This is a genomic window from Klebsiella sp. 54, assembly GCF_018223875.1.
GTDB lineage: Bacteria > Pseudomonadota > Gammaproteobacteria > Enterobacterales > Enterobacteriaceae > Klebsiella > Klebsiella quasipneumoniae.
This window is the reverse complement of the sequence record NZ_JAGRRA010000002.1, coordinates 1,019,325-1,044,275: the sequence shown is the minus strand read 5'-3', so window position 1 is coordinate 1,044,275 and position 24,951 is coordinate 1,019,325. Positions and strand designations below refer to the sequence as shown.

The 24,951-nt window shown below is 52.0% G+C and carries 28 protein-coding genes and 2 pseudogenes; 11 read left to right on the top strand and 19 right to left on the bottom strand.

The features are described 5' to 3' along the window. Nucleotides 1-342: 342 nt before the first annotated feature. The 10 genes from KHQ24_RS06650 to KHQ24_RS06605 all read right to left on the bottom strand — a co-directional run bounded on the left by KHQ24_RS06650 (nt 343) and on the right by KHQ24_RS06605 (nt 8,360). Nucleotides 343-1,467: a DUF4238 domain-containing protein gene (locus tag KHQ24_RS06650; RefSeq protein WP_211777173.1), complete on the bottom strand. Its 1,125-nt coding sequence runs from the start codon at nt 1,465-1,467 to the stop codon at nt 343-345. Between the two features lie 280 nt (nt 1,468-1,747). Further along, nucleotides 1,748-2,359 carry an ion channel gene (locus KHQ24_RS06645; RefSeq protein WP_211777172.1) on the bottom strand — a complete coding sequence of 204 codons (612 nt, stop codon included), beginning with the start codon at nt 2,357-2,359 and terminating at the stop codon, nt 1,748-1,750. Nucleotides 2,360-2,551: 192 nt separating this feature from the next. After that, the gene (locus KHQ24_RS06640; protein WP_211777171.1) at nt 2,552-5,101 is read right to left on the bottom strand and encodes a replication endonuclease; all 2,550 of its coding nucleotides are present in this window, start codon (nt 5,099-5,101) and stop codon (nt 2,552-2,554) included. 37 nt (nt 5,102-5,138) lie between these two features. Further along, entirely contained in the window at nt 5,139-6,074 is a 936-nt protein-coding gene (locus tag KHQ24_RS06635) for a DNA adenine methylase (RefSeq protein WP_211777170.1), read from the bottom strand. 232 nt (nt 6,075-6,306) lie between these two features. Next, the gene (locus tag KHQ24_RS06630) at nt 6,307-6,861 is read right to left on the bottom strand and encodes a 3'-5' exonuclease (protein WP_228297970.1); all 555 of its coding nucleotides are present in this window, start codon (nt 6,859-6,861) and stop codon (nt 6,307-6,309) included. A gap of 8 nt (nt 6,862-6,869) precedes the next feature. Next, nucleotides 6,870-7,094, bottom strand: coding sequence for a hypothetical protein (locus tag KHQ24_RS06625; RefSeq protein ID WP_004213098.1), 225 nt, complete (start codon nt 7,092-7,094; stop codon nt 6,870-6,872). A gap of 67 nt (nt 7,095-7,161) precedes the next feature. Then, nucleotides 7,162-7,434, bottom strand: coding sequence for a hypothetical protein (locus KHQ24_RS06620; RefSeq protein ID WP_004213097.1), 273 nt, complete (start codon nt 7,432-7,434; stop codon nt 7,162-7,164). A gap of 15 nt (nt 7,435-7,449) precedes the next feature. After that, nucleotides 7,450-7,827 carry a hypothetical protein gene (locus KHQ24_RS06615; RefSeq protein ID WP_124990248.1) on the bottom strand — a complete coding sequence of 126 codons (378 nt, stop codon included), beginning with the start codon at nt 7,825-7,827 and terminating at the stop codon, nt 7,450-7,452. A gap of 15 nt (nt 7,828-7,842) precedes the next feature. Next, a complete protein-coding gene (locus tag KHQ24_RS06610) occupies nt 7,843-8,061 on the bottom strand; it encodes a hypothetical protein (protein ID WP_004131515.1) in 219 nt (72 codons plus the stop codon). A 20-nt stretch (nt 8,062-8,081) separates the two neighbouring features. Further along, entirely contained in the window at nt 8,082-8,360 is a 279-nt protein-coding gene (locus KHQ24_RS06605) for a regulatory phage cox family protein (protein WP_020806130.1), read from the bottom strand. Nucleotides 8,361-8,482: 122 nt separating this feature from the next. Between KHQ24_RS06605 and KHQ24_RS06600 the strand changes: the two genes are divergently transcribed. The 6 genes from KHQ24_RS06600 (at nt 8,483) to KHQ24_RS06575 (ending at nt 11,635) form a co-directional block, all read left to right on the top strand. Further along, nucleotides 8,483-8,782 carry a helix-turn-helix domain-containing protein gene (locus KHQ24_RS06600; RefSeq protein ID WP_038423230.1) on the top strand — a complete coding sequence of 100 codons (300 nt, stop codon included), beginning with the start codon at nt 8,483-8,485 and terminating at the stop codon, nt 8,780-8,782. A gap of 115 nt (nt 8,783-8,897) precedes the next feature. Further along, on the top strand, nt 8,898-9,911 hold the full coding sequence (locus KHQ24_RS06595; protein ID WP_032414463.1) for a tyrosine-type recombinase/integrase: 1,014 nt from the start codon (nt 8,898-8,900) through the stop codon (nt 9,909-9,911). 233 nt (nt 9,912-10,144) lie between these two features. Beyond that, nucleotides 10,145-11,158, top strand: a complete 1,014-nt coding sequence (locus KHQ24_RS06590; RefSeq protein ID WP_017898645.1) for a sensor domain-containing diguanylate cyclase — start codon at nt 10,145-10,147, stop codon at nt 11,156-11,158. Between the two features lie 57 nt (nt 11,159-11,215). Beyond that, nucleotides 11,216-11,317, top strand: a complete 102-nt coding sequence (locus tag KHQ24_RS06585; protein WP_004150782.1) for a YoaK family small membrane protein — start codon at nt 11,216-11,218, stop codon at nt 11,315-11,317. Further along, a complete protein-coding gene (yoaJ, locus tag KHQ24_RS24540) occupies nt 11,317-11,391 on the top strand; it encodes a protein YoaJ (RefSeq protein ID WP_137910537.1) in 75 nt (24 codons plus the stop codon). Before KHQ24_RS06585 ends, yoaJ begins: the two co-directional genes overlap by 1 nt. Before the next feature lie 118 nt (nt 11,392-11,509). Continuing rightward, on the top strand, nt 11,510-11,635 hold the full coding sequence (locus KHQ24_RS06575; protein ID WP_004203733.1) for a hypothetical protein: 126 nt from the start codon (nt 11,510-11,512) through the stop codon (nt 11,633-11,635). Between the two features lie 59 nt (nt 11,636-11,694). On the opposite strand, the gene KHQ24_RS06570 is transcribed toward KHQ24_RS06575, so the two are convergent. The 4 genes from KHQ24_RS06570 to fraE form a co-directional block, all read right to left on the bottom strand. After that, entirely contained in the window at nt 11,695-11,958 is a 264-nt protein-coding gene (locus KHQ24_RS06570) for a DUF2534 family protein (protein ID WP_004203731.1), read from the bottom strand. A gap of 130 nt (nt 11,959-12,088) precedes the next feature. Continuing rightward, on the bottom strand, nt 12,089-12,727 hold the full coding sequence (leuE, locus tag KHQ24_RS06565; RefSeq protein WP_004203730.1) for a leucine efflux protein LeuE: 639 nt from the start codon (nt 12,725-12,727) through the stop codon (nt 12,089-12,091). Nucleotides 12,728-12,816: 89 nt separating this feature from the next. Beyond that, nucleotides 12,817-13,731 carry a kdo(2)-lipid IV(A) palmitoleoyltransferase gene (gene lpxP, locus KHQ24_RS06560; RefSeq protein ID WP_017898648.1) on the bottom strand — a complete coding sequence of 305 codons (915 nt, stop codon included), beginning with the start codon at nt 13,729-13,731 and terminating at the stop codon, nt 12,817-12,819. A gap of 673 nt (nt 13,732-14,404) precedes the next feature. Continuing rightward, nucleotides 14,405-15,448: a fructose-asparagine asparaginase gene (gene fraE / locus KHQ24_RS06555; RefSeq protein ID WP_135683072.1), complete on the bottom strand. Its 1,044-nt coding sequence runs from the start codon at nt 15,446-15,448 to the stop codon at nt 14,405-14,407. A 303-nt stretch (nt 15,449-15,751) separates the two neighbouring features. Here fraE and KHQ24_RS06550 point away from each other — a divergent pair. After that, nucleotides 15,752-16,952, top strand: a pseudogene (locus KHQ24_RS06550) (HD domain-containing phosphohydrolase). A gap of 73 nt (nt 16,953-17,025) precedes the next feature. Further along, nucleotides 17,026-18,810: a diguanylate cyclase gene (locus KHQ24_RS06545; RefSeq protein WP_043519434.1), complete on the top strand. Its 1,785-nt coding sequence runs from the start codon at nt 17,026-17,028 to the stop codon at nt 18,808-18,810. On the opposite strand, the gene KHQ24_RS06540 is transcribed toward KHQ24_RS06545, so the two are convergent. Then, nucleotides 18,807-19,706, bottom strand: coding sequence for a LysR substrate-binding domain-containing protein (locus tag KHQ24_RS06540; protein WP_032425984.1), 900 nt, complete (start codon nt 19,704-19,706; stop codon nt 18,807-18,809). The genes KHQ24_RS06545 and KHQ24_RS06540 overlap by 4 nt on opposite strands. A 121-nt stretch (nt 19,707-19,827) precedes the next feature. Between KHQ24_RS06540 and KHQ24_RS06535 the strand changes: the two genes are divergently transcribed. Further along, on the top strand, nt 19,828-21,330 hold the full coding sequence (locus KHQ24_RS06535) for a UbiD family decarboxylase (RefSeq protein WP_004203721.1): 1,503 nt from the start codon (nt 19,828-19,830) through the stop codon (nt 21,328-21,330). Nucleotides 21,331-21,415: 85 nt separating this feature from the next. Here KHQ24_RS06535 and KHQ24_RS06530 read toward each other — a convergent pair whose 3' ends face one another. From KHQ24_RS06530 to KHQ24_RS06515, 4 genes are all read right to left on the bottom strand, one after another. Further along, nucleotides 21,416-21,826 (bottom strand): Spy/CpxP family protein refolding chaperone, encoded by a 411-nt coding sequence (locus KHQ24_RS06530; protein WP_017898654.1) that lies wholly within the window; start codon nt 21,824-21,826, stop codon nt 21,416-21,418. A gap of 135 nt (nt 21,827-21,961) precedes the next feature. Next, entirely contained in the window at nt 21,962-22,648 is a 687-nt protein-coding gene (locus KHQ24_RS06525; protein ID WP_004203719.1) for an EAL domain-containing protein, read from the bottom strand. A 426-nt stretch (nt 22,649-23,074) separates the two neighbouring features. Continuing rightward, complete coding sequence (locus tag KHQ24_RS06520) at nt 23,075-23,230, bottom strand: hypothetical protein (RefSeq protein ID WP_032425982.1); 156 nt, start codon at nt 23,228-23,230, stop codon at nt 23,075-23,077. A gap of 45 nt (nt 23,231-23,275) precedes the next feature. Next, complete coding sequence (locus tag KHQ24_RS06515) at nt 23,276-23,908, bottom strand: helix-turn-helix domain-containing protein (protein WP_048323830.1); 633 nt, start codon at nt 23,906-23,908, stop codon at nt 23,276-23,278. Nucleotides 23,909-24,475: 567 nt separating this feature from the next. Between KHQ24_RS06515 and KHQ24_RS06510 the strand changes: the two genes are divergently transcribed. Further along, nucleotides 24,476-24,673 carry a hypothetical protein gene (locus KHQ24_RS06510; protein WP_004203716.1) on the top strand — a complete coding sequence of 66 codons (198 nt, stop codon included), beginning with the start codon at nt 24,476-24,478 and terminating at the stop codon, nt 24,671-24,673. Further along, nucleotides 24,633-24,899: pseudogene (locus KHQ24_RS24390) on the top strand (FUSC family protein); the annotation flags it as partial. The gene KHQ24_RS06510 and the pseudogene KHQ24_RS24390, both read left to right, overlap by 41 nt. Nucleotides 24,900-24,951 lie beyond the last annotated feature (52 nt).

Sequence of the window (24,951 nt, the reverse complement as noted above, 5' to 3'; positions counted from 1 at the left end):
TCCCGCATCAGCGCCTCTCTGCGCGTCGCTGCTTTTCCCTGCATAAGGGCATGCCTCCACCCAAAACGACCACTCACCGTGACGCAGAAACCGAGAAATTGCGTATTCTGCCGCCTTCCCTACCCTGACCTGCTTGCGGGGGCTTGCCCCCCGTCACCTGCGCGCAGTGAACATGTTGTTTTTCGTGCATGCACAAAACCGGTCCCAGGCCGCGCCGCGCATAGGCTTAAAGGGGATAAAGTGCATCAAAAAATTGTGCAGATTGGTGCACTGTCGCGCGTAGTGTGCCATATAACGATTCATATTTAGAGCAGATGATAATTAGTAAAATCAAAACAAACATCAAATCCCAAAGGGTAAATTAGACTTAAATGTTATTATTCCATTATTATGACTTACAGATGAAACTCTACTATTCTTTATCCCTCTAATAGATTCTCCATTTTTAATTATCTCAATAAGTTTAATGAAGTCGTCTTTTTTTATATTTTCGATTGCATCTAAGTCATCAACCTTAACAGTTAACGTCATGTCAGTGTCACTTAAAATCACCCCTTTTGAAATAACCCTCTCATTGGCAGTGAAAATTTTAACAATAAAACCCCTCTCGGATGAAAGATATATAGACAACTCTAGCTCACCTTTTATCGGCTCATCAATGGGTGAGTATATATTCTTGTGGGAATTATAAATTGAAAATAGATTAAGATAAAATACATTAGCAATAGATGCTTCACTTATAATTATTTTATCTTTTGTGGATAGTAACTTGCATGATACATAAGCAACTTTCGGGCTCAATGGAAAAAAAATGAAATTAAATTCATCCGAACTATTTCCATGATCCACCACGTATTCTTTAGGAATCACTTTTAAAAGGTCTTTAACATTGACATCCCTCTTGACAACAGGGTTGTCAGATGTAATAAACGGAAAATTAGTGTCGTTATATACAATGGTTGAATACGGATGAATAATCCCACCAAGATCCAGACTGACTATTTGTTTTTTAACAATATCCTTGAATAACAAGCTATATTCGTTCTTACCACGGAAACCATCAATATACATCGCCACTTTATCAAAGGCATCCTGCATTGATTTGATAAAGACTTCAACTCTTATAAGTTGAATCATAGTAAAATAAGACATGAATGACATGTTATCATTATCAATTTTACCATTCTCGATTTCTTTAAAGTTACGCGGGTAATTAAATTCCACCTTTGCCAAGAAGTCTTCTATTTGAGGATGATTTGGGTCATCGCCTTCTATATTATAGAAATAAGACTTGACAAACGAATTATGCTTTAAGCCTCTCATTCTCCAACCTGAAGACAGCTTATTATTGCTAACATATATGGCACCATCAGACCCTTTCCTATTATCACTCTCATTAGTAATACGGCATTGAAAATTTTTCAAGTAACAAACTGGAACTAAATGTTGATTTTTTTTCATCGCCATGTTTTACACTCTCAGTAATAGTCACGATTTCTTTCACTAACTTTATCATAAGACATGAATAATGGAATTCAAATAATTATCTAAAGCTAAATTATTAATAAGTGGCAGAGATTATCTTACACAGTAGCTTGGTTTGCGGCTTATACAAGTTCGAGTCTGTGATAACTTGGCCAATCAGAAAAAAACCGTAGCGCGGGGTTAATTATTCCCCAAAGAAAATATGAAATGATTTTCATTTAAAAGCATTTTATGTAATACTCATTCTATAGGTGTTATTAATTTAATCATCATTGGGATTATTGATGTCATCTTGATTTAAATTGTTTGAGTTATTAATTTCATCTCTAATATAACTTACAGCTGAAGAAAATAGCATGATCATATACATCATACTCATGATTATTTGTGACATTACCACTAGTTTGGCAGCTGAACTCTTGGGTGTAATATCTCCAAACCCTACCGTAGAGGAATTTACTAATGAAAAATATAAACCATCTACAATACCAAGCTTACTAGAAGAGAAGGCATCCACAGAGATGCTTGACATGAACATATAGATTACACCGTACGCATAAATCATGAAAAAATATGAAAGAAATGCTGTAAAAAGAGCTGAGAAACCAGACATCTCTTTAACATTTTCTTTAGTATACCTTTGCATACTCATAAATTTAATCAATTGCTTACGTTTAAATCCAAAAGCAGCAGCAGCTGATTCATAAGCAAATTCAGCAATCAATATCCATGCTTGAAAAAGCATGAACGCTGCAAAAGCGATACTTAAAGCAGATAATTCAATTACTCCTGTTGCTACCAAAGGTGGTAGAATAAAAAGATAAAAAATAGATAATATTCCAGCAACGAAAATAAAAATCGAATTGAATAGCATAAAATATATCCATTTTGAGCAGAGTATGTTTTTTCGAAAGCCAGATACACATGATACTCCTCAGAGCTATGTATCTTTGCTTCTAGCAGGTGAGGCCATTTTTACATAATTCACCTGTTCTGCATCTTATATTAACAGTACCATTGAAAAATACAATATTCGCCTCTCGCTGATCATAATCGTCATACATGTTCACCCCCCGTTCTTATCTCCCCCAAAGAGTACCGTCCATCCCCTAGGGTCCAGTTTCCTGAGCATGTCGGAATAATGCCCTACTGGATTAACTGTGATGTGACCTACATCTACTTTATTGTGTTTTTTCAACAGTTTCCACACGTTCCGAATCTGAACATATGAATTCTCTGGTTCCATACTGCGCAGCGCCCCATCGTGAGTCGCGTAGTAAATGCGATCACCATAACGTATGCGTTTACCATTAAGTAAATGATTAACCTGGGATTCTCTAAGTTCGATGCCAATAGATGAAGCAAAATCGCTCAACAAGACCTCAAGCGGAGAGTAATTGCGTGATTCTACGTGGCCCTGCGCTTTCTTCTTGTCATAGATCTCCTCTGTAATCCTTCTCAGTACAACCCGGCGCTCTTTTGCGGATAGTTTACTCACATCAAGCGATCCAGTTCCTTCATCAGGGGTCATTATCTCGGGTATAGCAACGTCAGTTACCATCTCTTTTTTGCGGATTGTTTGGTATGGGGGACAGTTATTGCCACGAGTCCAAGGGGCGACGGTGTCGCCCTGGGCGGCGCTTTCAGCGCCTGGGTTAGCGGGAGCCTTCTTCACCATCTTCCAGGTATGGACATGCGTGCATATTTTGTTTTCCTTACCGGTGATTGGCGACCAAATGCCATAAATACGAATCCCGTGATCGCCATAGGTTCCTGGTTCGACTGTCGGCTCGTAGGCGGTATGAATGAGGTAATTTTTGCGGGGAACAAGTACACCGCCCTGCTTCATGATGTAAGTGGCAAAACAGCCAACATCAGCAGCTGCGAGCACAGCGTCCAGTTTTGGATCCATAAGTACCGGAGCACCCGGTTTGCTGGTTTTCATTGCACGAGTTGCCTGCGATGCGAACAATCGTAACTCGCGGTACGCCTGGCGGCCTGGAATCCCAAAAAAACGAAATTGTTGAACACGGTGCAACGATGCCCATGCAGTGACGTACTCGGCACTATCACGTAGTGATTTACCCGTCTCCTTGCTGACGGTGTCACCCAGCCCACGCCCATCGATGTTTTTACTGACGTACTTTGCAATATAACTGGCCGGAGTCCCCTTTCGCGGGTCTATCAGCTTTGACTTGAAACGAGCGCCAGTGTTATTGCCAAGTTCGGCGCGATCTTCTCGGATAGCGAAACGACGCAGCAGCTCTGTGATTGCACGTCGATGTTTTTTGCGCATAAAACACAATAAATGCCAGTGCACAGTTCCATCGTGATGTGGTTCGGCTACGCGGACGCCGTACCAGCGCAGCTCTTTTTTGTGCATTGCCTTACGGAATGCCGCAAACGTATCAACCAGATAGTCGCTGCTTTTCCTAACTGTCGAGTGATCCCATGTAGGATTAGGCTTCCCGTTCATCAGTGTGGCGTGGTACTTAGAAGGACAGGTGATGGTATAGAACATGGCGCAGTCGCCACGCATTTCAGCTATCAATTCCAGGCCTTTGACACAGGCCATCATCTCATTACGACGGTGCGCTGGATTGCTGGCACTTGCAAGCACCACATCCTCCATGCTGAGCGTGTCGCCATCTTCGTTAATCAGATCATGGTTGCGGAAAAAATCCATCGCCTTACGGCGTTGTTCCCGCTTCTGCAACAGAATGTCATGGCTGACATAAGGTGATGCGTGCCGATGAACAAGGCACGCAGCCCGAAGTAACTCTTCCCGCCATTCGTTGCGGAGTTGCCACAGCCTACGTTGCCACCAGTCAGCACAACGCATACGGGCAAGCGCGCCCGGTATCAGCTCGTAATTAATCGGGTTGCGGCGATTATGTTTGCTGCGGAGCGCTTCATAACCCGGCGGGATAACATCAAGGCGTGACACTTCGGCTGCCACACGACGATAGAGCTCCAGTATTACGATGGGAGAAGCTAATTCATCGGTCAGCATCTCACCGCAAAGCTGGATAAAAATCATATCAATGTGCGCTGCGACCAGCGTTGAAAGCCGCTTAACCTCCCGCTGATTCAGTTCAGCAAGTCGAAGGAGTTGATCAAGGCTATCCCTGCCAGCCATGGCCTGGAATGACAGCGACGCCTGGTTAGCACGGACCTTGTCAATTCTCACTAATGAGGGAGTAATGACCTCATTCAGATAGGTAGGCAAATGGCGCGGATCTTCTGATTTTTCCAAATACTTAATCCTTGTTTCCAGCGGCTTGCGCAGGAAACCAGGCAAGCTGGCGACGTCATCACGAATCAGGGTAAGAGGATCAACACGATGGAGTTCTGCATGTCGCTTAGCCTTCTCAATCAGCGCATCATTCAATTCGTCATAGTGCCAGGGCTCGCAATGTGCAACAGAAAAGAGGTACTCTTCTGCTGCACGACTCATTGCTTCAGCCTGCTCGCGTTGATCGCTTTTATCCTGCTCATAAAGCGCAATCCAGACGGCCAGCGCAGAGGGTTTCCGTGCAGGCACATCAACAGCATAAGGGTTTACTGGCTGCTTTCTGGCATTCCAGCTCCATGCCAGGGATGTGGAGTCAGGCATAACTCACCTTCGAATCTTATTTTGCAAAGCCAACGCTTTAACAAGCCGGCGCGCCAAACATTTCGGCATATGTCGCATCACCCATCACCGCCCCACAGTCCGGGCAACCTCCACCACCAGAACGACCGCAACCACCACACACGCGAAGAACGCCAATCACTTCACCGGCCATATCGCGGGTTTTGGCGCTAACGGAACGTCGAACTCTGAAGGCGTGGAGATTGAAAGCGGAGTAGATCTGGCGTGTTTCTGGTGTCTCGCTATTCGAGATAGCCGATCGCGTTCCATGCTGGCGATTAACGTCCAGCAACGCCGTAACCAAAGCGCGGTGATCATCCAGGGTAAATGGCTTGCCGTAAGCGGTAAAATTGGCTGTTTTGCTAGTCGGGATGTACGGTGGATCGCAGTAAATCACGGAGTCCAGGCGATTCCTGGCGACGTACGGAATGGAAGTACGAAAATCATTACAAAGAAAGAGCGCGTGAGTATCCCGCGCCTTTTCGGCAAATAGGCGCATTTCTGCTTCTGGAAAATAAGGCGCCTTATAGCTGCCAAAGGGAACATTGAAACCGCCATCACTGTTGGTGCGATAAAGCCCGTTAAAGCAGTGGCGGTTCAGGTATAAAAATGATGCAGCCCACCGTACAACGTAATCATCTGCACACTCGTCATCCCACGACAGGTGGTTGAACAACTTGCGCTCTTCGTAATAGCTATCTTCGTTATTGCCATTTCTGAATACGTTCCTGGCGATCAGTATCAATCTTTCAGGGTCTTCCCTGAGCGCGAGGAAGAAATTGATCAATGCGCGATTGCTGTCACAAAGCACATAGCGGCGGTATTCCGTATTCATAAAGACTGTGCCACTGCCTACAAAGGGCTCAATCAAACAATCGGCTTTAGGTAAGTGCTTCAGCAACTCCGGCAACACGCGGGTTTTACCGCCAGCCCACTTAAGAGGTGACTTAATCATTTGCGGCATTCCTGGTTATAGGTTTCATGGGTCATCAGTCGCCACTGCTTACCACCGTTTTTGCTGAGCAAACGCCAACGGAGGCCAATGCGGATCACGAGATAGGCGTGTGGCTTGACGCGAGTGTAATTACGCTGTCCACGAGCAAAGCAATTCAGGGCGGCAAGCGCCCTCTTACAAATCGGCAACGGCGCGTTACAAACAACAGACAGATGCGAATGCATGGCGGCCCTCATAGCGATCCAGTGTGTGGAGAGGTCAAGCGCTGCCAGATTTCGCAGACTTGCTCTGCTTGATATCGCGCGTCAGTGAGCGTGTAACGTGCCAGGGCGCTTCTCGCATGAGGCGCATAGTCTGTGGCAGCAGCAAGGTCGAGAAGTGAACGAATGCAGCGGTATTTTGTGCCTTCAGGGAAAATGCCTGACACCTCTAAGCGATCCACGGCATAACGAAGTGAAACCAGTTTTTCCGGGGCATCTTTGAACCATACGAATAACGCCGCGTTCCGGGGACAGGTATTGTCGGCGATGAAAGCAGCAAGGCTGCAAAGTGCATCATCTTCAGCTTCGGTTGCGCTCATTACTTCGGCGCGCCAGTGAGAGTCTTTTTTCATCCAATCGAATGCCGTACTAATGCTGATACGGCCCTTCAAGCTTTCAGATTTACGAATGTCTATCGAAGAATAAAAAACCTTTCCGATCTGCCCTGTTGAGGGCTCAAAAAATACAGCTTCAATGGCACACAGAGGTGATGACGGTTTCTTATTAACGTTAATCAAATCGATCATTAAGTGATTCATGGTCTACTGCCCTCGCTGGTGATTGTTTCGTGGTTGGCTATCCACTGCTCAAGTGCTGAATAAATCTCTTCGGGGGTAAGGCCTTGCTCTTTCAGCAGGCCCATACGGATGCGCAGCAATCCGAGTAAGTGGGCGCGCTCGCCTTTGCGCGCATTGGTGCTGATTCCCATAAACTCTGGATCGCTTATTCCGCCTTCCGGCTTTATTGACGTAACCGACATGCAACCTCCTAAAAAAGCAAAACGAATCCCCGGCAAAGTGAATGCCGTTATTTTTAAAGCGGGTTAATTAATTGTTTGGACGCGATTTTCTTTTAATCTGCTTAAATATCCTTTCATGCCAGTAATACATGAAATCAATAAATGTCATTCGCGCGCGATCGTGATTACCGCGAATTGCTTTTTCGAGCCCGTAAATTATTAAATCTTTAGACGGGCTTTTTGAACTAATGGTGATACGAGCACCATTTTTTAGATGTACAGTGAACCCCTGCTCGGCACTTTCCACTGCTTCTCGAATCAGCATTTCCTGTTCCCAAGATGTTTTTTCTTCGGTGAACATGGCGTACTCCGATGATCAGTTAAAGCGAGGGGGCTCTAGCCGCCAGGAGGCTCTAGCTCCCAGTTTCAGGTGTTCCAGGATCTTCGGTGTAACCTCTACGGTTACAGCCTGCGGCTGAACAAACTTCATAGCCTTCTTCAGTTGCTCAGCGTCCAGAGATAGAAGGTCGTATGGTTTAGGGATATCACCATCGGTCACGGAAATAATGATGTTGCGGAGTTCTTCAAGAGTGCATTCATCATTCTCGCCTTGAAGCATTGCGAAATGATAAAGGTGGGATACGCCATGGCGTAAAAGCTGGAGAGAGTAATCATGATTCCATTCCAGAAACTCTTTATTGAAATGGAAGCATTGTAAAAGCGAGTTAATTTTGTCTGCATATTCGAGTTTCATTTTCGCCCCCAGAGATTAAAAAGCAATAAACCGCTTTTTACTCATGATTCTGTCAATCGTTCGGCATGCTTCTGATAAAGCAAAGTCAATGCCGTAATAATGGCCTGTGTGCGTAATTTGATAGCGCTGGCGGTTGTACGGTTTTTTGCGTGGGAGTTTCAGAATAGTAAAACCACAGTAGAGGCTGGTTTTGCTATTGAGCTGTGATACTGATCCGCGGCTACCGTTCTTCATGTTTCCTCTCCTGAAACCGGCTATCGACCTGGCTCACCGAGACCAAGCCACATCAACCACCCTTCCCTGATCTCCTTTGGACGACTTTCGTAGGCCAGTTTCATGCCGTTGTTCCAGGCTGGAAGGTAAACCCAGTATTCGCCGGCACGGCCAGAAGTAGACTGGGGATCGGTCATCTCGATTACAGGAAGCTTCCCTTTTTCGATCATGCCCTTCACCGCAGCAGGGGTTTTCCCGATGAGTCTGGCGAACTCCTGATAAGGCACAGCATCCGTGCTACTTACAAGCTGTTTGCTCATCTGTTACATTCTCCTTTGGGGTAATTAATTGCTCTTAATGGGCAATAGTTGCTCCTATTGGTTATTCATCTATCGATTAAAAATATCATCGATAGGTTTAATATTCTACTATAGGTGATTTCATGTCAACACCGATCCATGAAAAGATAAAGCTCATTCGAGAGTCAGAAAGGTTAAACAGAAGGCAATTCAGCGACTTAACAGGCCTTGTATATGGTTCATTTTGTAGCTACGAGGCTGGAGATAAAAAGCCAGGGATAGAACCAATTATGAAAATCCTTCAGCACCCCCGCTTTATCAAATACACACTGTGGTTTATGACCGATCAGGTTTCGCCTGAATCCGGTCAAATCGCACCGGCCCTCGCACACTTTGGGCAAGACTTAACAACCTCGCAGCACTCAGACCAAAAGACTGGTTAACAATTAACCGGTATTACATACATTTCAAATGTCTATTATTGGTCGAAAAGTATTCATCACATAATTACAACGCGTTGAGGCCGAAAGGCAAACGCACCCATCGGAGGGTTTTCTTATGACTATTAAGAAACTCGATGATGGTCGATATGAAGTGGACATCAGGCCTGCTGGTCGCAATGGAAAGCGTATCCGCAGGAAGTTTGATAAGAAAAGTGAAGCGGTAGCTTTCGAGAAGCATACCCAGTTCAACCACCACACCAAAGAATGGTTATCAAAACCGACGGATAAGCGGCATCTGTCTGAACTGATACAGCTTTGGTGGAATTTGAAAGGCAAGCATGAGGAGCACGGTCGGATAAACCGCAACAAGTTAGATATTTTTTGCAGGATTACCGACGATCCTTGTGCTTTTCAGATTACAAAAGCGCTGATTAGTCAGTATTACGCGGCAAGAAGAAGCCAGGGCATCAAAGCTTCCACCATTAACCGTGATCTCAACAGCATCAGTGGTATGTTCACAGCTCTTATCGAGGCCGAGTTGTTTTCAGGTGAACATCCGATCAGAGGGCGGAAGAAGTTGAAAGAAGATGTCCCCGAAACTGGCTATCTGACAGAGGACGAAATCAAACACTTGCTCTTTAAACTGGATGGTGACAACAAGAAGATAGCTGTTCTCTGTTTAAGTACTGGTGCTCGCTGGGGCGAAGCGGCTCGACTCAAGGCGGAACACATCATACAGAACCGTGTGACGTTCGTTAAAACCAAGAGTAACAAGCAGCGGACTGTTCCTGTTTCAGCGGAAGTGGCAAAACTCATAGCTGATGGTAAGCGAGGGTTGTTATTTGGTAAGGCGTCTTATTCTGACTTCAGGCAGATACTCAGGGAAGTAAAACCTGATCTTCCGACCGGCCAGGCGACGCATGCACTACGCCACAGTTTCGCGACGCACTTTATGATTAATGGGGGAAGCATCATTACGTTACAGAGGATCCTTGGGCATGCGCGAATTGAGCAAACTATGGCCTACGCTCATTTTGCGCCGGAATACCTTCAGGACGCGATCTCACTTAACCCGCTGCGAGGTGGCGCTGATGTGCGAAATGTCCACATAATGTCCACAGATGGGTAATGTGTTATGGCTTTCAACGGTCTTGCGTGCCGCGCAATCCCGCATTGCACCGTTGAAAGCCGTTATATCTGGGATGGCTAACGCACCCGACGGGGCTTTTTTCCCGGCGAGCCGACAAGTATTCCCCAGAAAGATGTGATAAATTTAAAAATATCACTGTTTATTCGACGCTGATGTCCGTTTGCAGCCCAATATGCTGGGGTGACGTTTGGCGTGCTGGAGCTGTATTATTCATGTCAGATTTTATTCTTGCCCGGGTGTCGCAAACCCTCGCTACGGAACAGTCCCTGGAAACCCTGGTGCGCCAGCTGCTGGAGATGCTGGAGGCGGTGACGCGAATGGAGTCCACCTACCTTACCCGCATCGATATTAACGCCCAGCGGCAGCAGATCATGTTCGCCCACAACAGCAGCGAAATGCAGATCCCGGAAGGATTTTCCGTCCCCTGGGATGAATCTCTGTGCAAACGCGCCCTTGAGGATCAGTGTACGTTTAGCAATGACGTCGCCCGTCGCTGGCACTCCTGCATCGCCGCCCAGGAGCTGGGGATCGCCACCTTTTTAAGCATTCCTGTGCGCCTGGCCGACGGCTCTCTGTTCGGTACCCTCTGCGCCACCAGCCGGCAACAACAGCCTTATAACCTTGAAGGTGAACAGGTCATGGGCCTGTTCGCGAAGCTCATTTCCCACTACGTGGAAAAAGACACCCTGGTGCAACAACTGCAGGCGGCAAACGTCGCGCTGGAGCTGCATTCGTCGACCGATGAGCTCACCCAGCTCCCTAATCGCCGCGCGCTGTTTAAGCAGCTGGCGCTACGCTTTGCCTCCGCCCGCGCTCAGCAGCAACAGGTCGCGCTCATTTTTATCGATCTCGACGGTTTCAAAGCCATTAACGATCGGTTCGGCCATCCGTGCGGCGACAGCTTTCTGGTGCAGGTCGGTGAACGACTCACCGCCGTCGCGCGCCGTGAAGATATCGTTGGCCGCCTTGGCGGCGATGAGTTTTTGATCGTCGGTAGCGCCCAGCCGCCTGCAGCGCAGCAGGCGTATGTCACCACCCTGCGCCAGGCCCTGTGCGGGGTCTACTTCCTCGGCGAACAGCGTATCAACTATGAGGGCGCCAGCTTCGGGGTGGTCATCTGCGATCCGCAGAGTATCGATGTTGAAGCGGCCTTACGCGCTGCCGATGAGGCGATGTATCAGGATAAGAAGTCTCGCCGGCAGGAGAATTTTATTCATATTGACTAAAGTCACGCGATATCCAGTATCATGCAGGGCATCATTCGTGGGTACAGGGACACTATCATGAAATTGGGTATTCTTTTCCCGGTGGCGATCTTTATCATCGCCGTCGTCTTTCTCGGCTGGTTTTTTGTCGGCGGCTATGCGGCGCCGGGCGGGGCATAATGAAAAAAAGCACCATTATTATGCTGGTTGTCGCCATCGTGGCGGTGGCCGGCGCCCAGTTCGGCTGGTGGTGATCGCCGCGACGATATTGCGGAGTTGTCCTATCCCATCAATAAGTTAACGCTTTACACTCACGTTATCCGCCGCGGCATTCTCGGCCACGGGGAAAGAAAAATAGCGGGAGAAGTAAGGATGAAAAAGCCGATCGTGTTACCGTTGATTATCGCGCTGTGCACGCTGTTATCGGGATGCATTGTTGACGATGGGTATCACCACCATCGCCACCACCACCATCACCACTATCATGACGATGATTAATGCTTCACGCTGTTGATGAGCCGATAAGACAGGGCGAACCGCGGTTCGCCCGTTGACGCTTAATCCTGACGCTCGTCGCCGAGGAAAATAAAGCCGAGCGGAATAGCGAAGAGCGCGGTAAAGACGATGCTGTAAACTGTCACCATCGCCCCCTGCAGGAAGAACATAGACGTCGTCCACTCCGAGTACGGCATATTGTACTCGCTCACCACGCCGCCAAAGGTCGCCCGTCCCACCACCGCCAGCGCGATAGCAAACACCGCCGCGAGCGACAGACAGTATTTTTTGCAGTTTTTATTGCTGAGGAGTTTTTGCAGAATCATCCGGGCTTCCTTTTTGCTGAGCGATAAACGGCTGTATATGTAACACCAATGCAATAAAAAATGAAGGGTTTTTGTTACAGGACAGAATAAGAGGCGGCGGGCCGGTCTGTGGGTAACCGGCCCGTGGGGATCAGGACTGCAGGGTAGCCAGGCGCGCGGCGAACCCAACGAAAACCAGGCCAATCAGGCTGTTGCCAAGTTTAGCCAGCTTCTTGCGGGTTTTGACGTAGCGGGTGACAAACGAGCCGGAGAGGATCAAAAAGCTCATATAGCAGAAGCTAATCACCTCAAGGGTCAGCGCCAGAATAAAGAACGCCACCCCGGGGGCTTTGGCGTTGACATCGATAAACTGCACGAAAAACGACACATAAAACAGAATCGCTTTCGGGTTGGTCAGGCTCAGGGTCAGGGAACGCTTGAGGATCGCGCTCGCCGGCTCTGCGCTGGCGTCGGCCTGGCCGTCACGCTGGGTCAGCACCGCATAGAGCATTTTGCCCCCCAGCCACAGCAGGTAAATCGCCCCGAGGTAACGGACGACGTTAAACAGCACCGGCGTGGTCTTAATCAGCGTCGCCACGCCGGCAAAGGCCAGAAACATCAGCACCGCGTCGCCAATAAAGACGCCCGCCGCCGCCAGATAGCCTTTCTTCACGCCGTGGGCAATGCCCGTCTTCAGCACAAAAAACGTATTAGGACCAGGGACGAGGATGATAAACACCGCCCCGACCAGGTAAGTCAAATAATTCAGAACACCAAACTCAGCGAACACTCTGCACTCCTTCGCGCACGACTAAAACATGATCCGGCTCACGTTACCCCAACTGTCGGGATTTTGAAAGCGCAGCCTGTGCGGGAAGGTTAATAGACGGAAGGTTCACCCAGCGGGCGGGTTTTAAAACGGCGATGCACCCACAGATACTGCTCAGGGGCGCGGAGGATCTCGCGCTCAATCACCTTGTTGATATAGCCGGCGGCGATCTGCTTATCCTCACCCGGATAGTCATTCATCACTTCGCTAATGTGCAAGCTGTAGCCCTGGCGATCCAGCTTGCGCACCATGCTGATGCTCAGCATTTTCGCCCCCGATAAGCGGGAAAGCACATAGGTGCCGTTGGTGGTTGCCGCCTGCGGAACGGAGAAAAACGGCGCAAACACGCTGCCCTTGGGGCCGTAATCCTGGTCCGGAGCAAACCATACCGCTTCGCCTGATTTTAAGGCATGTACCAGGCCGGTCAGGTTGTTACGATCGATCATCGCTTTGTTCGAGCGCAGGCGACCGCGGGTTTGCACCCACTCCATCAGCGGACTGTTATGCGGACGATAGGTGGCCATCATTGGACGACACAGCCCCATGGCGCGCCCGCCCAGCTCCAGCGACATAAAGTGCACGCCGACGACCATCACCCCTTTCCCGCCGCTAAGCGCATGATTAAGATTGGCAAAGCCCTCGACATCAAACCATTTTTTGACCCGTTCGTCGCTCCAGAACCAGGCCATGCCGGTTTCAATCAGCCCCATTCCCAGCGACATAAAGTTTTGATCGATCAGGGTCTCGCGCGCCGCCGGCGACATCTCCGGGAAGCAGAGTTCAATATTGCGCCGGGCGATATGTTCGCGGCGTTTGAGAAAACGTCGGGAAAGACGACCCGCACTGGTGCCGATAAAATGCAGCAGCGGATAAGGCAGTTGTACAATCAACCAGAGGATGCCGAGCCCAAACCAGGTCAGCCAGTTGCGCGGGTGTAAAAGTTGTTTATTAAATACGCAGGCCATGATTTTTCCTGTAAACATTAATTATGTGGTAACGCTTAAGGAAAACAGAATCCATTTATCATCATTAGGCGGTACGTACAGCAAGTAGGACAATACTAATCCGCTGAAATTCCCTCCGGCAAGTAAAAAACAACGTGCTGACAAAAAAACATAATTGCGGCACAAATGTTACTAAATGTAAACTTAAATCTTATCCTCTTCTTAATATATTCATCGTGCATATCATTTTCACGCTAATCATCAGCGTTACTAGCAGAAAAAACCGAATCCTTCGCCGGCGACGCCCTGTCTACGGGGCGTTGTCGTCCGCCAAACCGCGCGGACAGCGGCGTGGCGCATCATGTTGCGTCGTCGTTTGTGGACGCGATAAATAAAGCGCGTGTGCCGCGGAATGCATCATGTGTAATCAATCAGCATAAGGAAGATTAAATTCGCCTTAAGAGAATAATTAAGAATAGGCTTATTTAAGCCTGCTTTAAAAATAATCGTCTTCCCTTGCGCAGGCATTTTAATGCCGCCCTCGCCGGCTGATAAAAAAATATTTCTTTACCTCCCGCGCGCAAAAATAGGCGGGATGAATGACGGACAATGACCCGGCGCCGGTATGCACTCGCGTCGGGTCATTGCGAGAACAGCACGGCCAGGGCGCGAACAATGCTCTGGCCGTAGAGGATCAATAGGTGTGGAAATATTGCTGGATCAGCAGCGGATCTTTCGTTTGCGTCAGCGCCGTCATCAGCAGAATACGCGCTTTCGCTGGATTGAGGGAATCGGCCACCAGCCCGGGCTGGCTGTCGTCCGGCGGCACCACGCCGCTGCCGGTGCGGGAGGCGCGCACCACCACGATGCCCGCTTGCTGCGCTTTTTTAATACCGGCGGCGCTACGTACCGACACCGAACCTGCCCCCGTGCCGGCGTAAATAATACCGTCGGCATGATGGGCGATCGCCGCATCGTACATATACTCCGGGTCGTCCTGGTAACCATAGATGATCACCACTTTCGGCAGGACCTTCAGCTGACGCACATCGAAGACCGAGCGCAGGGTGTGGATCTTATCCACCCGCGTTTCAAACTGGGGTTTTCCCCCCACCACGACGCCAAGATAACCCTCCTCCGACGCCCGGAAAGTATCCAGCGAGGTGGCATTGGTTTTGGTGACGAAGCGCGCCGCGCCGATGCGGTCGTTAAGCACCACCATTACCCCGCGCCCGCGGGCATCCGGGTCGGCGGCGACGGTGACGGCTTCCAGCAGATTCATCGGCCCGTCGGCGCTGATCGCCGTCGCCGGACGCATCGCGGCGGTAAAGACCACCGGTTTATTGCTTTTCACCGTCAGATTGAGGAAATAAGGGGTTTCATCGAGGGTGTCGGTGCCATGCGTGATCACCACGCCATCGACATCATCCCGGGCTAATAACGCATTCACCCGCTTCGAGAGCTGCAGAATAATATCGCTGGTCATATTCTCACTGCCGATATTCGCCACCTGCTCACCTTCGACGTGGGCAATTTTACTGATTTCCGGCACGGCGTTAATCAGCGTCTGCACGCCAATTGCCCCGGCTTTATAGCCCGTCGTCTGGGTATTGCTGGCCGCCGAGCCGGCAATCGTCCCGCCGGTGGCTAAAATGACAATATGCGGTAAACGCGTCTCGCTAAACGCCAGGCTGCTTATCGTCAGTAACGCAATGGCAAGTAATGCTCTAAAATTCATACAGGTCACTCCCTTCATAGACATTAATCAAACTTACGCTTGCTTAATGCAAAGGGCTTGCCAGAATTGATATCTTTTACGGGGGGTAAATGGTTAACTATCAGACAATAATAAGGTTCTCGCCTCAACATCGCCCAAATCTGGTGCATGACTGGATCTGAACCGGGCAGGCGCCATGACCCCATACATTATGAGATTTTACTCGTTCAGCAACACACAACACGCATTGCGATCAGATTATCGACACTTCCGTCACCCTCGAGGTCATTTATGCCCGCCAGGTGACGCGAACGGAGAACAGAAATGCGCATTGCCCTGAAGTCGGCCCTGATGCTGACCACCAACGTCATTCAGATCATTAACCCTGAACTGCACCGGCATATGCAACGAACGGCCTTAATCGCGCTGACGCTGGCGCAAAGGCTGGGGCTGCCTGCCGAGCGTCAGCAGACCATTTTTTGCGCCGCGCTGCTGCACGATATCGGCGTACTGGGTGATAGACGCACCATCCATTCGCTGGATGCCATCGATAATATCCACGATCCGCATCAGCGCCAGGGGGCGGCGATGCTTGAGGGGTTAGCAACCTTCCAGCCCATCGTCCCCTTTATTCGCGACCACCACTTTAGCCCGGAGCACCGCGGCAGCCGCGAACAGCATATTGTCTATTTCGCCGATGCCTTTGAACGGCTGCTGCCGGCGGATAGCCGCGTGGCCCACGCGGGCAGTGGTGGAGCAGTTCGTCACCCTGCACCGGGAGATCGATCCGCTGCTCTGCGATACCCTGTGCGAGGTCGCTGAAAATGCGAGCTTCTGGCAGCACCTGCATCCCGGGCATATTCAACGGCTGCTGGAAATTATTGCCCCCATCAACACGCTATATCTGGATATTGACGGTCTGAAAGATGTCTGCCTGCTGATTGCCAAAATTGTCGACACCTACAGCAGCTTTACCGCCAGCCACAGTATTATGGTCGGGGAAATCGCCCGCCAGCTTGCCCATTGGATGCAGCTGCCAGAGCCCACCTGCCAGCAAATACAGGTTGCCGGCTATCTGCATGACATTGGTAAGGTTTATATCCCTCTTTCTATTCTGGAAAAAGAGGGGGAGCTGGATGACGACGAGCTGAGTCAGGTACGCGAGCACAGCTACATGACCGGAGATCTCCTGAGCGACTACAGCGAGCTTGGCGACATTATCAACTGGGCCTCGAATCATCATGAAAAACTGGACGGCAGCGGCTACCCTCTGCATCTCGAAAAGGATCACCTGACCCTCGCCGACCGGATTATCTCCATCGCCGATATTTTCACCGCCCTGACCGAAAATCGCCCTTATCGTAAAGGGATGGCCTGGCAGGAGGCCTTACAGATTATGGAAACGGATGTTATAAATGGCGCTCTGGATCGCGATGTCTTTCTCGTTTTACGCCACCATGCGGAAACGCTACACGCCATCATTCTTCAGACCCTTGAACACCCCCGCAGCGAGCACCGTCCCTGAAGCGGGCCGCCGTCATAACCGGGGGCGGGTTCTATAATTAAAACCGCTTCATCTGCATGCAAGGAAACACAGGGTGAGAATCGCCACCATCACCAACTGGGCCTACGGGATCACCGTCGGCCTGACGCTGGCATCCGGGAGCGCCATGCTCATGGCCTCCAGCGCTGACCGCGTCGAACGCCAGGCGGTACAGCAGCGCCAGGTCTTTGATACCCTCTCCGACGAGGTGGAAAACGACGCCTGGGCGTTGTCTGACCTCGCCCGGCTATACGTGGTTAAGCCCTCGCCGGAGACGCTGGAGCAGTATCAGCAGCTGCAGCGGAGCGACAAAAGCATTGAGCTGCGGCTGGCCAGATTGAAAGATAACGGCGCCAACCGCGAGGAGCTGGCGCTGCTGCACGATGGCCTGCAGATTGCCGCTGAACTTCAGGATGAACAGCAGGCCGCCCTGGCGCATGTCGCCAACGGCGATGCGCCAGCGGCCATCGCGATACTGTATGGCAAAGCGTACGAGACCGAGCTGGAACGTATGCAGACGCAGATCGATCGCTTCCGCCAGATGCTCGAAAATCGCGCCGCCGTTGCCATTGACCAGGCTACCGACCGCTCGCGGATCTGGCGAACCCTGTCGGAAATCATGGTCGGCCTGACCGCCCTGATGTTTTTGTTCGTCCTCGGCTTTATTCTCAAACGCCGGGTGCTCTACCCGGTGGTTCGCCTGAGCGACGTGGTGCAGCGTCTCGCCTCCCAGGACTATGCGGTGGAGACGCCGCAGTTCACTCAGGTGGATGAGATTGGCGATATGGCCCAGGCCATCCGCATTTTTCGCGAGAACGGCCTGGCCCGCCAGCAGCTGGAGCAGCAGCGCGACGCCGACTGGGCGATCCGCGAACTGCTGGCGCGCATGACCCAGCGGCTGCAGGGCTGTGAAACCATTGAGGATGTGATTAAGGTGGCGGAACTGTTTGCGCCGAATATCGCCCCGACGATCCCCGGGAAACTGTATATTCTGGATACCGATCCCTGGCAGATGCGCTGCGTGGCGCAGTGGCTAACGCCCACCGGGGAGACGACGCCCTTTTCACCCGACGACTGCTGGGCGATACGTCGGGGACTCAGCCATCCGCCAGTGCAGGGCGAACCCGATATCACCTGCTATCATCTGCCAGAGGCGCACGCCGGCCAGTCGCTCTGCGTACCGCTTATCGCCCAGGGCGAAGCCATCGGGCTGCTGACCTTTCAGAACGTTACCGCCAGTGACGCCCCTTCCCGGGCCTACCTTGAGCTGATGGCGGAAGCGCTGGGCCTGGCGCTGGCCAATCAGCGCTTACGCAGCGCCCTACTGGAAAAAGCGCTGTTCGATTCCCTGACCGGCCTGCGTAATCGCCATCATCTTGACGAAGCGCTGCATTCACAGATGGCGCTGGCGGTCCATACCCACACCCCGCTGAGCTGTCTGATGATCGACATCGATCATTTTAAAGCCATCAATGATCGCTACGGCCACGAGGCCGGGGATCTGGTGATTAAGAGCGTCGCCACCATCGTGCAGCGCGCGGTGCGCGATATCGGCATGGCTTTCCGCTACGGCGGCGAGGAGTTTCTGGTGCTGCTCCCCGGCATTGACGAAGCCGAGGCGCACCAGTGCGCCAGCGAGATCTATACCCAGGTGCATAATATGACGCTGCGCGATGGTCTGACCGAAATAGGTCAGGTGGATGTGTCGATTGGTATCGCCAGCTATCCGCAGCATACTCAAAGCGACAGCCTGCTGCGCGCGGCGGACGCCGCGCTGTACCGGGCGAAAGAGCTGGGCCGCTCAAGGATTGTCAGCTTTGGCCGCCTGAAGACCGGTTAACCGGGTGAGTGCTCAGTCGCATTGAGCAGCGAGATGACTTTCCGTACTACCGCCGAACGGATATGGCGGTGGTAAACCATGCTCAGCTCACTCTCCGCCAGCCGGTCCTGAAGATCGATGTACACCACGTTATCGAGGCGTAAGGCCCGCGCCGAGACCGGAACCAGGGCCACCCCGACCCCGGCGGAGACCAGGCTAATCATCGAGGTGACGTCGTTGACCCGCTGCGCCACCTGCGGCGTAAAGCCCGCGACGCGGCAGGCGTCAATAAATACCTGCTCCAGCCCGGTGCCCTGCGGATCGTTAAGAGAGATCCAGTTATCCGCGCGCAATGAGGCCAGATTGAGCGCCCCTACCCCTGCCAGTGGATGCTGCTGATAGAGCGCCAGACAGAGCTTTTCCCGCATAAACGGCCTGACCACCAGCGCGTCCGGCGGCGAGGCCAGCGGCGCGCGGATGATGGCGATATCCAGGCGCAGATCCAGCAGCGCTTCGTAGAGCATTTGCACATCGCCATGCACCAGCGACAGCTCAATCCCCGGCCAGTCGGCGCGCAGCTCGCGCAGGAGCCCCGGCAGTTTGCTGTCGTACATCGCGCTGGAGACATACCCCAGATGCAGTCTTCCCTGCTCGCCCCGCGCGGTGCGCTGGGCGTCCAGTGCCGCCTGGTCGACCATCTCCAGCGCCAGCCGCGTCTTCTGCCAAAAGGCCTCGCCCGCGGCGGTCAGGGTCAGACGGCGGTTAGCGCGGGAGAAGAGCACCACCCCCAGACGCTGCTCGAGCTGTTTGATCTGCTGGCTGAGGGCGGGCTGGGCGATATGCAACCGCTCCGCCGCCCGGTGCATATGTAACTCTTCGGCAACGACCACAAAATGGCGTAACGCTCGCAAGGACATGGCCGGACTCCGGTGGGTTTGATTGATAATAAAAATGTTATCAATAAAGCATGAATGATGCAATTGATAACCATTAGCCTGCGAAGCATACTGTGCGCATCGACACGCTAAGGAGAACATCATGACCGCACCGATTCAGGATCTGCGCGACGCCATCGCGCTGCTGCAACAGCATGACAATCAGTACCTCGAAACCAATCATCCGGTGGACCCTAACGCCGAGCTGGCCGGCGTCTATCGCCATATCGGCGCCGGCGGCACCGTGAAGCGCCCCACCCGCATTGGCCCGGCGATGATGTTTAACAATATTAAGGGCTATCCGCATTCGCGCATTCTGGTGGGCATGCACGCCAGCCGCCAGCGGGCAGCGCTGCTGCTGGGCTGCGAAGCTTCGCAGCTGGCGCTGGAGGTGGGTAAAGCGGTGAAAACACCGGTCGCGCCGGTAGTCGTCCCGGCCGACAGCGCCCCCTGTCAGGAGCAGATCTTTCTGGCCGACGATCCGGACTTTGATTTGCGCACCCTGCTCCCGGCGCCCACCAACACCCCGATCGACGCCGGCCCCTTCTTCTGCCTGGGCCTGGCGCTGGCCAGCGATCCTGACGACGCCTCGCTCACCGACGTCACCATCCACCGCTTGTGCGTGCAGGGCCGGGATGAGCTGTCGATGTTTCTTGCCGCCGGCCGCCATATCGAAGTGTTTCGCCAGAAAGCCGAGGCTGCCGGAAAACCGCTGCCGATAACCATCAATATGGGTCTCGACCCGGCCATCTATATTGGCGCCTGCTTCGAAGCCCCCACCACGCCGTTTGGCTATAACGAACTGGGCGTGGCCGGCGCGCTGCGTCAGCGCCCGGTGGAGCTGGTGCAGGGCGTCAGCGTCCCGGAGAAAGCCATCGCCCGCGCCGAGATCGTTATTGAAGGCGAACTGCTGCCCGGCGTGCGCGTCAGAGAGGATCAGCACACCAACAGCGGCCACGCGATGCCGGAATTTCCCGGCTACTGCGGCGGCGCCAACCCGTCGCTGCCGGTGATCAAAGTCAAAGCGGTCACCATGCGGCACAATGCGATCCTGCAGACGCTGGTGGGACCGGGGGAAGAGCATACCACCCTCGCTGGGCTGCCGACGGAAGCCAGTATCTGGAATGCCGTCGAGGCTGCCATCCCGGGCTTCTTACAAAATGTCTACGCCCACACCGCGGGCGGCGGTAAATTTCTGGGGATCCTGCAGGTGAAAAAACGTCAGCCCGCCGACGAAGGTCGTCAGGGACAGGCTGCGCTGCTGGCACTGGCGACCTATTCCGAACTGAAAAACATCATTCTGGTTGATGAGGATGTCGATATCTTTGACAGCGACGATATCCTGTGGGCGATGACCACCCGCATGCAGGGGGATGTCAGCATCACCACCCTCCCCGGTATCCGCGGTCACCAGCTCGATCCTTCCCAGACGCCGGAATACAGTCCGTCGATCCGCGGGGAAGGTATCAGCTGCAAGACGATTTTTGACTGCACGGTCCCCTGGGCGCTGAAGCCACACTTTGAGCGTGCGCCGTTTGCCGATGTCGACCCGCGTCCGTTTGCTCCGGAGTATTTCGCCCGTCTGGAAAACGGCCACGGTCAGTAAGTCAGTCAAGCTGGGCGACTGGCGCCGGACACGCGGCGTCTGTCGCCCGATTCAGCGCCATCCGGAGCGGATGGCGAAGGCCGGGTTAATTAATCGCCGCGGCGAGGTCTTTTTTCACCTGCTCACGCTGCTCGGCAGTCAGCACCTGGCTGACGTCAAAGTAGTATTTCACACGATAGTAGCGCACCTGCTGATCCAGCTGGCCAAAAGCAGCCAGCTGCTGTTTGACTTTAGCTTCATCCCATTTCCCGGAGTGAATAACGTCGGCCAGGGCGCCGTCCTGATAGCCGCTGATTTTAATCTGGCTCACATTGTTTTCGAATCCCTGACGCAGCGCCTGGATTTTGGCGACCTGCTCCTCACTCAGCTTCAGATGCTGGACGACCGGGTCCTGCGAGACAGACGGCACGTCAGCCGAGGTCGACGCCTGGCTGGCGGCAGTGAAGCAGGTGGTCAGCGCAATGGCGATCAGGGTGTTACGCAAGCGTGTATTCACAATGAGTTATCCTTCAGGCAAGTAAAAGAGACGGGATTATCATCGCGGGAATAAAGCCTATCTGTAACAAAGCATTCGTTTAAAACTGGATAAGAAAAGAATGGCAGGTCACCGAAACCTCGACCCGGTGGGGGCTCAGCAGCAGAGAAAGATATATTCATCCTTCCAGTAACGGCCCTGACCAATGATATCCCCGGCCGCAGTGATTAACCGTTTTTGCTTTTCGGTTTCGATCCCCTCCACAATCACATGCCCGGTCAGGGTATGAATAGCCTGTAACAGCCCAGGCAAAGCGGGATCGTTTTCTTTGTCCCAGAAATAATCTTTATCCACTTTGACGCAATCGAAGCGAAATCGCTCCAGCAGCCGGAAAGTCGTGCGTCCGCGTCCAAAGTCATCCAGCCAGACCGGGCAAAGCGCCGCCAGCGTGCTCAGCGCCGTCAGTTCGCGACCGGCGATAAACTCATGAAAATTCTCATTTATTTCCAGGGCGATGTATTTACTGGCGCGCAGAAAATCACACAGATAGCGATCGGTCAGAATAAAATGGCTTAATAAATCATCAATATTCAGCGAGATCGGCTTATTATCGACCTGGGAAAAATCAAAGACGGAAAGCAATTCGATTTGCCGGGTAAATAGTGCAAGCTTGTCGCGTTCGGTGAGAGTGGAGAAAGAAAACGTGGGCGCGGAGGTGTTATTTTGTGCGGGTGCTATAATGTCTTTAGTGAGCAATTCCCACGAGTGGTAGGCACCATCATCGCTAATAGCGGGCTCCAGAACGAAGCGATAAGAGGTATTTTTCACGTTTTCTTTAACCATTTAAAAAATACCAGAAATAAGAAAGGGTTAAAGCATGTCATATATTTCCCGCCAACAAAAATAGTTTAAAATGATCGATAAGAAACATTCGATAGCTAAAAGCTATCAAGATATAATTTATTGATCGGTAAAGTGAATTAATATAAATTTGCCACCGCTGTCATCCCCACCTAAGTCAAAATTAAAATATCGTTTCAAACCAGCTAGTTACAAAATAATCCATCACCAGGCATTGCGGCTTCATGCTTTTTCTCTACGGGGAAAAAAGCATGGAGTAATAAAACCGAAAAAAAACAAGCCGCCAGTTTTTGGCATTTTTATGCCGAAGATCAATAACGCATCACCCGGCACGGCCCGCCTGCCACGCCGTCTGCAGGCGATAAATCAGGCAGACGGGTCAACGAAACGTCATATTTTCCCGCTACCTTACTGGCAAAAGAGGCGAAGTGGGAAAAGGGTAGTGAGAAGAATATACGGGGTTCCGCTGGCGCTGATGCTAGTCATGCTCAGCGCCAGCGCGTGGCTGGAACCGGCTCCGCGGCATGCCGCCAGAGGCCTGTGCGTCTGGTTTGATGGAGCAATGGTCGACTGCCTGCAGAGGCAGCGGCTGGGCGAAGGGAGGCCCGCTCACGCGCTGGCCAGACGATAAACCGGTACCCGCCGGGTGGTATTGAACAGAGTGTCGCAGACCTCCACCTCCTCAGTGACAATGGCCATACCGGACCGGCGCAGCTGGGCAATGTCCGCCGCTACCCGCTGACTGCCGAACCAGAACAGGGCATCCAGCGCGGTAACCGGCAGGCCGGCGATTAATGCCTGCCGGAGTCGATCCCGGGCTGGTTTAATCTCCCGGGCGATCTGCTGGTACGGCGCCGCCGTCTGGCCCGTCGCCTCGACGCGACGAATACGGTTTGTCAGGTGGTAATGAAAGCTCTCCGGTACAGCCTGTAAATCCTGCTTCAAACTGTAGACGCAGCCGTAACGTTTGCCGTTGAAAACGGCGGCTTTACGACTGAGCTGCAGCGTCTCGCGGACGTCGGCGATCAGCTGCGGCGCGCGCACCAGCAGCAGGCGAAAAGGCAGCTCGAAGCTGGTGACATAGTCGACGTTCAGCAACGCAATGCGCAGACGCTCCTCTGCCCCGGCCTGCAGCTGACGGCACTCCTGATAGACTTCTCGCCACTGCTCCCGCAGCCGCGACGTTTCACCGGCTTCGGTAAACTGGTATTTTTCAATATCGTAATCAATTCTCCCGAGCACCGCACATTCCTTCCTGAATCAGTCCCGGCGTTATACTATCATCCTCCGGCGCGGTACCCTATGCCCAGCGCCGTCGCCTCTGTCGGTTATTTACGATAAAGATAACGGGTGATGACCACATCAAGAACAAACAGCAGGAAAATAACGCTGCTTAACCACAATAAGCCTGCGAATAAATCAAGTAATTGCATCGTTGTTCCCTCGCCGTTGGCCATAAAAATAAAGCCCCATCACCATAAGGTAGTTAAGAACTACCTTAACAGCCACAGATTAAAAATTATTTAGCGATATGAAATCCCGAGCCCTTGCAGGTTCATTTTACTGACATCAAATTGTCATCAAACAATGTCTATCATCAGCCGACGCCGCAGGATGGTTCCTGCCGTCATGGTATCGCCGGCAAACGCGCGACCGCACGGTTTAACAACACGGAATAATATCGCCCTACCTCACTCTTACTGTCATTGCATAATCTTATATCAGGCGCCATTACCATTCTGCTGAATAATCCGGAATGCGCTATAAGTCATAAACGCCCTGCTGATTGGTTGACCATGGAGAAATACGATGCCCAGCGAAAAAGCCCGCAGCCTTGACCATTTCTATGAGTTACTGGCGACAGGACAACATCAGAAAATCGAACTCGATTTTGACGTCGCCGCAGACGATTTTTTTAAAATCGCCACCGAGTTTGGCGACATTGGCGCGAGGATCACCCGGGTGAATGAGCGATTTATTATTAAGATCAAGTCGCCAAAAGCGTAAGCCTCTGCCCGCCTTCCCCGGCGGGCGTCAGGCCAGCATCATGCGGGCTCTGTGGCTCGCAGGGAGTCACAGCCTGCCCCTGATTGAACGCACATCGCGTGGGTACGCTTTCCTGTTGGCGGGTGACACCTTGCGCATGTTGGGCTTTGCCGCCGTCTCCAGGCCCGGAACCCTTTTTGACCCCGCGGTGATCCGGGTGGAGAAGATAACGATCGGTATCTTAAGCGCCGACCTGACCGACGGCTTCGGGCTGCCGGTGCGCCCCCATATTGACACCC